The 12278-nt window shown below is 59.5% G+C and carries 11 protein-coding genes; 2 read left to right on the top strand and 9 right to left on the bottom strand.

Going from position 1 to position 12278, the window contains the following annotated elements; genetic code table 11:
* Positions 1-193: 193 nt before the first annotated feature.
* The gene (locus ACTQ05_RS07760; protein WP_427728837.1) at positions 194-1246 is read right to left on the bottom strand and encodes a branched-chain amino acid aminotransferase; all 1053 of its coding nucleotides are present in this window, start codon (positions 1244-1246) and stop codon (positions 194-196) included.
* Positions 1247-1536: 290 nt separating this feature from the next.
* On the bottom strand, positions 1537-2184 hold the full coding sequence (locus tag ACTQ05_RS07755) for a VTT domain-containing protein (protein WP_154517831.1): 648 nt from the start codon (positions 2182-2184) through the stop codon (positions 1537-1539).
* A 223-nt stretch (positions 2185-2407) separates the two neighbouring features.
* Between ACTQ05_RS07755 and cysE the strand changes: the two genes are divergently transcribed.
* Entirely contained in the window at positions 2408-3112 is a 705-nt protein-coding gene (gene cysE, locus ACTQ05_RS07750) for a serine O-acetyltransferase (protein ID WP_441016642.1), read from the top strand.
* A 108-nt stretch (positions 3113-3220) separates the two neighbouring features.
* On the opposite strand, the gene ACTQ05_RS07745 is transcribed toward cysE, so the two are convergent.
* The 4 genes from ACTQ05_RS07745 to ACTQ05_RS07730 form a co-directional block, all read right to left on the bottom strand.
* Positions 3221-5227 carry an ABC transporter ATP-binding protein gene (locus ACTQ05_RS07745; protein ID WP_441538671.1) on the bottom strand — a complete coding sequence of 669 codons (2007 nt, stop codon included), beginning with the start codon at positions 5225-5227 and terminating at the stop codon, positions 3221-3223.
* Between the two features lies 1 nt (position 5228).
* On the bottom strand, positions 5229-6953 hold the full coding sequence (locus ACTQ05_RS07740; RefSeq protein WP_441538673.1) for an ABC transporter ATP-binding protein: 1725 nt from the start codon (positions 6951-6953) through the stop codon (positions 5229-5231).
* On the bottom strand, positions 6953-7441 hold the full coding sequence (locus ACTQ05_RS07735; protein ID WP_441041392.1) for a MarR family winged helix-turn-helix transcriptional regulator: 489 nt from the start codon (positions 7439-7441) through the stop codon (positions 6953-6955). Before ACTQ05_RS07735 ends, ACTQ05_RS07740 begins: the two co-directional genes overlap by 1 nt.
* A gap of 181 nt (positions 7442-7622) precedes the next feature.
* Positions 7623-7913 (bottom strand): CDP-alcohol phosphatidyltransferase, encoded by a 291-nt coding sequence (locus ACTQ05_RS07730; protein ID WP_154517819.1) that lies wholly within the window; start codon positions 7911-7913, stop codon positions 7623-7625.
* Positions 7914-8206: 293 nt separating this feature from the next.
* Here ACTQ05_RS07730 and ACTQ05_RS07725 point away from each other — a divergent pair, with 293 nt between their 5' ends.
* Positions 8207-8728, top strand: a complete 522-nt coding sequence (locus ACTQ05_RS07725; protein ID WP_427794362.1) for a nitroreductase family protein — start codon at positions 8207-8209, stop codon at positions 8726-8728.
* A 237-nt stretch (positions 8729-8965) separates the two neighbouring features.
* Here ACTQ05_RS07725 and ACTQ05_RS07720 read toward each other — a convergent pair whose 3' ends face one another.
* The 3 genes from ACTQ05_RS07720 to ACTQ05_RS07710 form a co-directional block, all read right to left on the bottom strand.
* Positions 8966-9541 carry a hypothetical protein gene (locus ACTQ05_RS07720; RefSeq protein WP_441538669.1) on the bottom strand — a complete coding sequence of 192 codons (576 nt, stop codon included), beginning with the start codon at positions 9539-9541 and terminating at the stop codon, positions 8966-8968.
* A gap of 83 nt (positions 9542-9624) precedes the next feature.
* The gene (locus ACTQ05_RS07715) at positions 9625-10842 is read right to left on the bottom strand and encodes a helix-turn-helix domain-containing protein (protein WP_441538667.1); all 1218 of its coding nucleotides are present in this window, start codon (positions 10840-10842) and stop codon (positions 9625-9627) included.
* Between the two features lie 266 nt (positions 10843-11108).
* Positions 11109-12143 (bottom strand): YeiH family protein, encoded by a 1035-nt coding sequence (locus tag ACTQ05_RS07710; protein ID WP_427719780.1) that lies wholly within the window; start codon positions 12141-12143, stop codon positions 11109-11111.
* Between the last annotated feature and the right edge of the window lie 135 nt (positions 12144-12278).

Genomic DNA, 12278 nt, shown 5'->3' with positions numbered 1-12278 from the left:
CTCGAAGAGCCCGATCGCCGCCTTCCTGGCCTCGATGTCGTGCTTCACCCTCAAGTCGACTCGCATAAAAAGCCTCCCATTTCTCGTGTCCAAGAAATGGGAGGCAGTTCACGTAGTGCGTAGCGGGGGTTCTTTCATGCCCGAGGACGCGCCGGAAAGGAAGGTCGCCCTCGGGCCGAACATACAAGACAGCTTACGCGACGGTGTAAACCCAGTTGTGCTTATCCTCAACAGCACCAGACTGAATACCAGTCAGGGTCTCGCGAAGTTTCTTCATAACAGGGCCGATCTCGGTGCAGCCAGCCGGGAAGGTCACGGTCTCGTCGGCACCATAAACCTTGTTGTCAATCTCGCCGACCGGGGAGATAACAGCAGCGGTGCCGCACAGACCGCACTCGACAAAGGTGCCGGCCTTGACCTCGGCCCACTCGACGGGACGCTGATCAACGGTCATGCCCAGGTCCTGAGCGACCTGAACGAGCGAGCGACGGGTGATGGAGGGCAGGATCGAGTCGGTGTGCGACTGCGGAACGACGAGGGTGCCGTCCTCTTTCACGAACAGGACGTTGGCGCCACCGGTCTCCTCGACATAGGTGCGAGACTCGGAGTCAAGATACAGGTTCTCGGCATAGCCCTCGCGATGGGCCTCCATCGTGGGCTTAAGGGACATGGCGTAGTTCAGGCCGGCCTTGATGTTGCCGGTGCCATGCGGGGCTGCACGGTCATACTCGGAAACGCGCAGCTTAACGGGCTTAAGGCCGCCCTTAAAGTACGGACCGACCGGAGTCACGAGAATGCGGAACGTGTACTCAGGAGCAGGAGCCACGCCAATCACGTCACCAGAGCCAATCATAAACGGACGCACGTACAGGGTCGCACCGGAGCCGAAAGGCGGAACCCAGGCGGCGTTGGCAGAAACGACCTGCTTGACGGCCTCAACGAACTTGTCCTTGGGGAACGGGGGCATCTCGAGGCGCTGGGCAGAGTTATACATGCGCTCAGCGTTCATGTCGGGACGGAAGCAGACGATGCTGCCATCCTCGGCGGTGTAGGCCTTCAGGCCCTCAAAGACCTCCTGGCAGTAATGGAAGATGCCGCCGCACTCGGAGACATGCATGGTGTGGTCGGTGGTCAGGCCGCCCTCGTCCCACTCGCCATCCTTCCAATGAGCCTCGTAGCTGTAATCGGTCTTCATGTAGCCAAAGCCGAGGCTACCCCAATCGATATCCTTCTTCTCGACAGTCATATGTCGCTCCTTACATACACAGTTGCATACTCGCGAACCCGCACGCAAGGACCGAGGCCGACCGTGTCGCAACGTCGCACGCCCGGAGCGTAGAGCCGGACGGGACACGCGGGCAACATCGAAGCCGATGGCACGTCGATTCGCATGGACGAGATTGTACTCCCCGCGCGCGTCGGATAAAACGTTTTTCTTTAACTAAGTAAAGTATTTTCATTTGACCGAAGCAAAAGAGGCCCGCCACCGCAAGCGGTGACGGGCCTCTTTGACACTATTATTCGCGCCGGCTCGAGTTAGGCGTTCTGTTTTCCCAGCTTAGCCTTAACCAGGCCGACTACAGTCGGGATGATCGACACGGCTACGATGCCAATGATCAGCAACTCAAAGTGCTCCTGCACAAAGGGAATGCCACCAAAGAAGTAGCCCAGCAGTGTAAAGACCGTCGACCAGGTAATGCCGCCCAGCACGTTGTAGATGACAAAGTTGCGCCAGTGCATGCCGCCCATGCCGGCAATGAAGGGCACAAAGGTGCGGATAAACGGGAAGAAGCGGCCGAGGAAGATGGCCAGGTGACCCCACTTGTCCAAGAAGTCCTCGGACTTTTTGATACGCTCGGGCGTCATGGCCTTGACCTTGCCCGAAGCGATGATCTTTTTGCCAAAGAAGTGACCGATCATAAAGTTGCACTGGTCTCCCAGGATGGCAGCGGCCCATGCTACGGCCAGCAGGGCCACGATGTTAAAGCCACCGTTATGGGCAAAGAAGCCCGAAGCAAACAGCAGTGAATCGCCGGGAAGGAACGGGAAGAACACCACGCCTGTCTCAACGAAGATAATGAGGAACACGCAGCCGTAGGCCATAAGCGGGCCGGCGGCGATCCAGCTGGCAATCGCGGTGCGCGGGTCTTTGAGTAGCTCGGCAATAAAATTGATGAAACCCATGAAGTAAAACCTCTCAGTTGTGGGCGCGGATACGTCCAAGTTGACCAGTATACGGTTGCGGTGCCCCCTCGTGCGCAACCCCACAAAAGCATGACTCCATTACCAGTAAGTTTGCATAACTGACACCTGTCATGCAAAGCCGCCAAGATTATTCTTCCTAATCCCTAGCGAATCGCTATACTTTATTGAATCGCATTGCCATGGCGCTAAGGGAGGGCGGCCGGTGAGCTTTATCAATACCATTCGCGAGGACATCAAGACCGTCCAGGCACAGGACCCCGCCGCGCAAAACGGTCTGGTCATCTTCCTTTCCTATCCTGGCCTGCACGCCAAGTGGAACCACGTGCCCGAGCACTGGCTGTGGGAGCACGGTCATCGCTCGCTCGCCCGTGTGCTCTCGCAAATCACCCGCCACATCACCGGGGTCGAGATTCATCCCGCTGCACAGATCGGAAAGCATTTCTTTATCGACCACGCCATGGGCGTCGTCATCGGCGAAACCACCATCGTGGGCGACAACTGCGTGCTCTACCAGGGCGTCACGCTTGGCGGCACCGGCAACGAAACCGGCAAGCGCCACCCCACCCTGGGCAACAACGTCACCGTGGGCACGGGCGCCAAGGTGCTCGGCAACATTCGCATCGGCAACAACGTCAAAATCGGCGGCAACTCGGTTGTCGTCAAGGACGTGCCCGACAACTGCACCGTCGTGGGCGTACCGGGACGCATCATCAAGCGCAACGGCTGCCGCGTGTTCGAGGAGAGCTTCGACGCCAAGCAGCACCGCGAGTACATGCCTGACGATGCCGCCGAGCAGTCCGCCCTCAACCGTCAGGGCATCACCGAGAACGCCCGCCGCGTCAAAGAACTCGAGCAAGAGGTAGCCGAGCTCAAAGCCCTCGTTGCCAAACTTGTGGACGAACGCTAGACGCGGACGGCCAATGACAACATTCATGCCAGCGCAAAGGCGCGCCAGGGAATCTATCCCCGGCGCGCCTTATTTCTGATGCGACAAGGGGGCCGTCCCCATGTCGCATTATGCGAACTGGCTCAGATAGAGGTCGGCGTAGGCGCCCTCGGCAGCCAGCAACTCCTTATGCGTGCCCTGCTCGATAATGTTGCCGTGATCCATGACCAAGATTAGGTCGGCGTCCACGATCGTCGACAGGCGATGCGCGATCACAAAGCTGGTGCGCCCGCGCATAAGCGCGTCCATGGCGCGACCGATGGCGAGCTCGGTACGCGTGTCCACGCTCGACGTCGCCTCGTCCAGGATGAGAATCGCCGGGTTGTTGAGCAGCACGCGTGCGATGGTCAGCAGTTGACGCTGCCCTTGGCTAATGCTCTCGGCATCGTTTGCCACCCGCGTGTCATAACCCTGCGGCATGGTGCGCACAAAGAAGTCGACCTGCGCGGCGCGCGCAGCCGCCACGATCTCGTCGCGCGTCGCCTCGGGACAGCCGTAGGCGATGTTTTCGGCAATCGTGCCGTCAAACAGCCAGGCGTCCTGCAGCACCATGCCAAACTGCTGGCGCAGCTCGCCGCGGTCCATACAGCTCGTGTCCACGCCGTCGAGCGTAATGCGGCCGCCGTCAATCTCGTAGAAGCGCATGAGCAGGTTGATGAGCGTGGTCTTGCCCGCGCCCGTGGTTCCCACCACGGCGATCTTCTGGCCCGGCTCGGCGGTAAACGACACGTCACGCATAAGCGGCTTGTCGGGCGAATAACCAAAACGCACGTGCTCAAAGGAGACGCGGCCCTCAATGCGACCCGGCAGCCTGGCAGCCTCACCCGGCAGCGGATCGGCTTCCATCTCGGGCTCATCGAGCAGGTCGAACACGCGCTCCGCACTCGCCAGCGCGCTCTGCAGCGAGTTGAAAGTGAACGACAGCTGCGTCATGGGTTCGGACGCCCCGTAGATAAACTGGAAGAACGCCTGGAACACGCCGACGGTCACGTGGCCGGCGACCAGCATGCTGCAGCCCACCAGCGCGATCACGATCTGCGCCAAACGGCCGATAAAGCGAACCGCAGGGCCGACGGCATTGATCATAAAGTCGGCCTTGGTACTCACGCGCGCTAGCTCCCTCGAGGCCTCGTGCACCTCGGCAGAGCTCTGATGCTCGCGGTTGAATGCGCGAATCACCAAACGGCCTGAATAGCCTTCCTCGACCGCGCTCGTGATTTTGGACACCCACTCCTGACGCTCGCCCGTCACATCATGCGTACGGCGCGAAACCACCTTGGTCACCAGCAGCGATACCGCCGTAAAGCCCAAAAAGACCAACGTGAGCTTGACGCTATAGACAAACATCATGATGATGGCACCCGTCACGGTACCGATCGATACCAGCAGCTGCAGCAATCCGCGCTGCATACTCTCGGACATCTTGTCCAAGTCGTTGGTCGCGCGGCTGACCACTTCGCCGGGTCGATGCGCGTCAAAGTAGGCGAGCGGCAGGCGGCTGAGCTTCTGCGCGATGCGGTTGCGCAGACGCAGGTTGAGTCGCTCGGCGACGCTCGACATCAAAAAACTCTGCAGCGCATAGAACGATCCGGCGGCTGTCCAGATCAAAAAGTAGACAAAGATGGTCTTACCGCACTGATTCCAGGTGATGCTGAAGGTCGTTCCGCTGGCAAACGCCACCTGTATATGGCCCCACAGCTCGTCGATAACATGAGCGCTATATGCCGGTGCGGCGGTGTTAAAGATGACGTAGAACACAATGCTCGCGAATACAATATAGAAGCGCCAATGGTCGCCGGCGGCCTCGCTCCACAAGCGGCGCACCGTCGCCCAGGTATCCCGGGGCGTCTCGTCCTCTTCTTCGTCGTCCACGTCGCGCATACGCTCTGCCTCGGCACGGGCGCGCTCGTCCTCGGCACGCTCGTTTTCCTCGTACAGCGCCTGGCGACGAGCCTCGCGCTCGGCCGCGGCCCTGGCGGCGGCATCCTGCTCGGTCGACGCGGTAGCCGTTTCCTCGGCCAGCCCCGCGGCAGCGTCGTCATCAACGCCACCTTGCTTCTTGAGCTCCTCGGTCATGCTACTCACCTCCCTTCATCTGCGATTCCGCGATGGCGCGGTACACCTCGCAGGTTTCCATAAGTTCCTCATGCGCGCCCAGGCCCACGACCTCGCCATCCTTGAGCACGACAATCTGGTCGGCATGCAAAATCGTCGAGATGCGCTGCGCGATGATGAGCACCGCGGCGTCGCGCGTCTCGTCCTGCAGCGCATGGCGCAAGGCCGCATCGGTTTTAAAGTCCAGGGCCGAAAAGCTGTCATCGAAGATATACAGATCGGCATGCTTCATGAGCGCACGGGCGATTGCCAGACGCTGGCGCTGGCCGCCCGAAAAGTTCGTACCGCCCTGGGCAACCGGAGTATCGAGCCCCTGCGGCTGATCGAGCACAAAGGTGCTCTGGGCAACCTGCAGCGCATGAAGCATGTCCGCCTCGGTCGCGTCCTCGTTGCCAAAGCGCAGATTGCTTGCCACGGTGCCCGAGAACAGCCACGCCTTCTGCGGCACATAGGCGATGCGCCCGCGAATCTCATCTTGCGAAAGCTCGCGCAGATCGATGCCGTCCAGGCGAATGGCGCCCTTGGTGGCATCGTGGAAGCGCAGCAGAAGCTTTGCCACCGTCGACTTGCCCGAGCCCGTCGAGCCCACAATCGCGGTCGTCTGACCGCGACGACAGGCAAAGCTCAGGTCGCACAGGGTGTCCTCGTCGGCATCGTCAAAGCGAAACGACATGTGGTCGAACACGGCAACAGCATCCGCATCGTCCTCGGAGGCAGGCGTCCCGTCACCCAGCGTACGCTCGCCGTCCACGATGCTCGGCTCAATCTCCAACACCTGCTGCGCGCGGTTCAGGCACGCGGCAGCACGCGGAAGCGTCAGCACCACCATCTGGGCCATCATCACAAAGAACAGGATCAGAATTGCATACTCCAGCACCGCCGAGATACTCGCAATCTGCATGGCGTGGGCGCCCACCCGGTTACCGCCCACCCACAGCACCGCCACCTCGGCGATGTTCATCAAAAAGAAGCTGGAGCTGTCAAGGCCCACAAACAGGTGGTTGACCTTTATGGCGTTGGCGGCGTAGTCGCTAAACACCTCGTCCAGGCGCTGTTCCTCACGACGCTCCTTGTTAAACGCACGGATGACGCGCACGCCCACGATGTTCTCGCGCAGCACCACGTTCATGCGGTCGATAAAGCCCTGTAGGCGCATAAAAATCGGTGCCGCATTGGCAACCGTAAAGACCGCCGCAACCAGCACGATCGCAACCACGACGCCCAGAAGCACGCCCATAGCCGGATCGATAAACCAGGCGAAGATGATGCCCGCCACAGCCAAGAACGGCACGGGCAGCACCAGCTGAATCGTCTGAAGGACAGCCTGTTGAATCACGTTGATGTCGTTGAGTGAGCGCGTGATCATCGATCCGGTGCCAAAGCGCTCAAAATCGCTGGCAGACAGCTCGAGTGATTTGTCGTAGACGGCATTGCGGATATCGCAGGCCACGTTAGCCGCCAGACGCGCCGAAAGATAGCAGCCCAGCACCGTGCCGCCGCTAGCCATGCTCGTCGCGATAAACATGTATAGGCCGTTGCATAAGATGTAGTCGACATCGCCCGTGGTAATGCCGGTGTTGACCATGTTCGCCAGCATCGTGGGAACCAACAGCGTACCGACGTTATCCACCAGCAGCGCCAGCAGCGTCACTGCGACAAGCCCTCGATAGGGCTTCAAAAACCTCATTAACAGTCGCACGACTCACCCTCACCTTGATTCTCGGCAGCGATATGCTGCTTAAAGACATCGCACTCATCGCCGAGCGCATGGGAAAATTTTTCGATGAGGCGCATGATTTCGCGCTGTTCCCAGGGCTCGAGCACTTCGAAAGCCTGTTGCTCGGCTTCTTGCGCCGGCAGCGCATATTGCTCGGCAAACCGCATACCCGCTTCGGTCAAACGCACAACCTTGTTCTTACGGCTGCCTTCGGCAAACTCCAACGTTGCGAAGCCCCGCGCCGTCAAGGTTTTAATTGCCGAGTTGATGGTCTGCTTGCTGTAGAACCATTCGCTTGTCAGACGGCTTACGGCAATACTGCCGCCTGCCGTGCTGGTATCGACGAGCATCCAGTAAGCGCAGTCCGAAAGGCCGCAGGCGCGCGAGAACTCCGAATAGATATGGTCGAGTCTATTGAGCAACCGGTCGAAGTCGACCGGCGTAACCGCACTATTCATCTATCCCACCATTCGATTGTCCGATTTTTGACCAATTTCGTGTCTCTAGATTAGTCCGAGCTTTGACTATCGTCAACAGGTTCTCCGCAAATGCCTACGCTTTTATGGCCTATCGGCAGAAAAAGACCGCCGGCGCGGGGGCGGCGCCAGCGGTCACGTGAAAATCGGGTTTCATTGCCTGTTAAGCGGCGACAGCCTCGTAGACCGTAGCGCCCGAGAAGCTATCGTGCAGGCTTTTGCCGCAGATCCAAGGCAGCTCGACGACCTCGCAGAGCGTGTTGACCAGCTCGGAGCAGTCAGTAAAGTGGCCCTTATCGTTGAGGGCCTCGCAATCCTGAACACGCCAATAGCCATCGGTGTGCGTGATGTAGTACTCGTGATCGTCAATCGTCACAAAAGCGCGTGTCTTGGAACGCAGCAGCTTCAGAAATCCTTCGAAATCGGTCTCGACGACATCTCCAGCCTGGAACATGATAGTTACCTCCTGGCCCGGCGCCACCACGGCGCGTTGATAAACGTTGGTACTCCTTTAGTAAAACCTTTATCAGAGGTTATGCGTTCGTCATTTAGGCAAGTGGTAAAAACCGCAGGGCAGACGGGATAAAACGTTTAACCATCCCATTGGCTTGTCACATTTTGAAGGTACTTTTATGCAAACCTACTTACCCAATTGGAATCTATCCTGTTGCCGGGCACTTGACCGTCTATCGTTTGAGCCCGACGGGTATGAACGGGGCATCTGCAACGCCACCGCAAGGAGACACCATGGAGACTATCGAAGCACTCATTCACCGCCGCAGCTGCCGCAAATACAGCGATCGTCCCGTCGAGGCCAAAAAGCTTGCACGTATTATCGAAGCCGGCCAATATGCACCGAGCGGCATGGGCCGCCAGCCGGTGACGTTTGTCGCCGTCACCGACCCCGCGACCGTCGAGCGTCTCTCACAGCTCAACGCCCAGGTCATGGGCAGCAACAGCGACCCCTTCTATGGCGCCAAGACCGTTGTGGTGGTGCTGGTTGACCGCAGCGTGCCCACACATCTGGAAGACGGCTCGCTCGCCATGGGCAACTTGCTCAACGCCGCCTATGCACTGGGTGTCGATTCGTGCTGGATTCACCGCGCGCATGAGGTCTTTGACTCGCCCGAGGGCCTGGAGCTGCTGGCCAGCTGGGGCCTGCCCGCCGACGGCAGCCTGCGCGGTGTCGGTAACTGCATTCTGGGCTATGCCGAGGACACGCTACCCGAGGCAAAGCCGCGCCGCGACAACGTGGTGTATGTTAGGTAATTTGTTCCGCCGTTCTACCGAACGGCGGACCGCTTGACGCTACGCGCGCCGCATTCACGCCAATCTGACGTTCATTTTCGAGGGCGCGAAGAAGGTCAGCGCCCTCTCATTTCACGTCACCTTGGCGCAAATGCGGCCCGCTCGCTGTTGGCGACTGACATCGAATGAGCTGCTGCTGGCATTCGACACTTGGGCAGCTAAAAGGCCCCGTCCCAAATTTGCTACCCCACTAGCAACTTATCTTGCCGATGGATTTGTCGTCGTTTCATTCGTTCGAGTCGCTTTGGCGCCATCGCCCTGTTCGCCTTCATCCTTTTGAGCATCGGCAATGGTGGCAGCGGCTGCGACCATGCTGCGCTGGGGCGCGACGCCCGTCTGGGTCTGAACGCCCTCGACAACTTCTGTGCCTGCATGCGCGAGCTCGGGCGACTTAAACATTGCGTCCAGATTGGCCCCGCCGCCGGCGTAACCGAGCGCCGCGAGCGCGATGACAATCACCGCGACAACGACCGCGATCGGAACATAGCGATGCCAGCCTGCGGGATTGAGGCCGCTACGGCGAGCAGCGCCACGGCTAATGTAGCCGAGCGTTCCATCGTGCTTGAGCTTTGACCCCACCACACGTTTACGGCCCCACAGCGATGATTCGGCCTGCATGGCCAAGCGAGCGCTTGCCGAAGGATAACCATATTTAGTGCGTTTGAACGAGCCGTCGAACCCCGAGGCGCTTTTGCCCCACGTCCGTGAAGTCGTGCGACGGTTGACCGGCGCCGCGGGCTTTCGAACCCGATTTGTTTTTGAAGTCTCCGCCATACTCCCCGCACGCCGTAACACAGTCGAAACAATACTGCTTTGGACTGTATCACACGCGCCGCGCGCGGTCACGGGCGCCTCGCTTAACGGTCGTCGTCCTTCAGCAGGCGCCACAGGGTCGTACGGCTTATGCCTAGTACTTCGGCAGCTCGGGTCCTGTTGCCGTGAAGGTGGCCTACGACCAGCCGTGCGATATCACGCTCGGTATCGGCCAGTGGGCGCAAGATATACAGATCGCTATCGAGCGTCGGGGCACCAAAGGTCGCGGTCTTGACAACGTCCTCCTGGGCGAGCACCTCCTCCGCCACCGCCCGCTCGGCTGTACCCGTCCTCACTAATATATAAAGTCGTTCCGAAACCTCACGAAGCTGCAGATAGTTACGGGGCCATCGATAGGCATCGAGTGTCTTTGCCGCCCCGGACGACAAGGCGGGTGTTGCCGTCTCAAACATATCTGCCAGATACTCCAGATAGCGCGCAACCTTTTCCGACGCGCCGCCCTGCTCGGCAATCGCCGGCGCCACACTCACTGCACAGGCCAGACGCTCGGTTACAAAAGCAGCCTGATCGCTTTCGCCGCCGCCTGGCATGTCGTTTGCCGTCAACACCACATGGCAACGAGTTGCGAGCGCCGTGTCGATCATTGCGGACACGAGCTCGCGCAGGCGTTGGGGGCCAACGGCATGCCAGCCGCCCATGCAAAGTGTCAGCCCCGTTTGGAATAGCGGCGATTCGGAACTTTTGAGCAGATGGCGCCAACCGCGATCCGTAAGCTCATCGAGCGCAACGGACACAAAGGGCTGATCGGCATAGGGTCCATCCAGGTACAGGCGTTTTGCAATCTGATCCTGTCCCGCGCCCAGCTCGCCCTCGAGCATAAGGGGCACTCCGCGCGCATAGCTCTCCCGTACGGGGGCAGCGACCGCTGCCGCGTTTTCGACGATGCCGTACGCGCTCGATTCGTAGCGGGCCTCAACTTCGTCGGCGTTGAGCCACTCGATGCCCGCATGCGCCGCGGCGGCGCGCACCTCGCGGACCACGATGACCCAAAGGCCCCCGCCCTCTTTATCGGTGGGGCGAACGGTCAGGCTCAGGCGCGTACCCGCACGCCCCATAACCAGACGCGCGCCGTCTCCTATGCGGTCGAGGCGCTCAGCGACAAAAGCCGCCACATCCCGCTCAAGCGCCGCGTCATTCATGGTCGAGATCGCGACGTCCCCACGCGCATCGATTGCCAATGCCGAGGCCCCGGCAGCAGCTAGGGCATCGGTCAAGATGTTCAGCTTGGCATCGCTATCCATGATTTGCCCCTGTCCGCTGCGACGTACAACCGCCGACGGTCGCACGACCGAGTGTTTCAAAATTGAACGATATTGCTCACCAAACACTATAGGGCAGAAAGCGCCGTCCTGCGAGTATAGGTGTTGCCCCGCATCGCCATCCTGGCGGGGCGATAAGAGCTCTTCGGGATCTATTAACCTGCGGACAAGCCACACCCGCAAGAGCTCCTATCGCTCCACCGCGAGGATGCGGCCACCGGCAACCAGCACGTAAATGGGCTACTTCTCTACCAGATTCCCAGCACGTGCTGCATTCCCAAACCCATGCACGCAATGCCAATCCAGCAGCAAAAGCCCAATGCGATGGGCTTGCCGCCTTTTTTGACCAGCTCGACGATATCGGTATTAAAGCCAATAGCCGCCATGGCCATCACGATAAAGAACTTCGACAGCTCCTTGATGGGCGCCGTAACGGACGCGGGAAGCTGAAACACTGTGGTGACCACACTCGCCAGCACAAAGAACAGCACAAACATGGGAAACGCGCGCTTAAGGGAGAACGTGCTTTTGGCGTCGCCGCCGGCCTTGCGCGCCAGATGCATCTGCCAGCATGCGAGGACCAACGTGATGGGAATAATGGCCAGCGTCCTGGTGAGCTTGACTACCGTAGCGCTCTCGAGCACATTGGCGCCAGGATGCATACTGTCCCAGGCGCTCGCCGCAGCCGTTACAGACGAGGTGTCGTTGATAGCGGTACCGGCAAACAGGCCAAAGCCCTCGTTGGTCAGCCCAAGCATGCCTCCAAGCGTTGGAAACACGAGCGCCGCGATAACGTTAAACAGGAAGATGACCGAAATAGCCTGGGCAATCTCGCGATCGTCGGCATCGATGACGGGCGCGGTCGCGGCGATGGCGGAACCGCCGCAAATCGACGAACCCACACCCACAAGCGTCGCGATCTTGCCCGGCACGTTCATAACGCGGCAGAGCACAAAGGCGATGACGAGCGAGGTCAAGATCGTAGCCACGATAATCGGCAACGACTGGGCGCCTTTGGACAGAATCTGCGAGAGGTTCATGCCAAAGCCAAGCAGGATAACCGCGTACTGCAAGACTTTTTTAGACGTATAGGTGACGCCGGCGGCGAGCTGTTCGCGACGATTCTTGGGAAAGACGAGCGCCAGAACCATGCCAAAGAGGATGGCAAATACCGGCCCACCGACCACCTCAATCTGTTTGCCGAGCAACGACGCAGGGATGGCGATGATCAGGCAGAACAAGACACCCTTCCAGCGCTCGCGTACGATATTTACCAGTTGCATATGGGATTCCTTCTTTCTATTTCACGTTTGCGATGGCTTATGATACGGCAACATCGAGCACAGCCATACGCAAAAACAGACTAAGATGCCGCAATAGTCCTCGGGCAACAACCGAATTACCCAGCGCGGAGAGCT

The sequence above is a fragment of the Collinsella sp. LCP21S3_A9 genome, assembly GCF_052118785.1.
Classification (GTDB): Bacteria; Actinomycetota; Coriobacteriia; order Coriobacteriales; family Coriobacteriaceae; genus Collinsella.
Note: the sequence above shows the minus strand (reverse complement) of the source record. Positions and strands in the feature narration are given on the sequence as shown.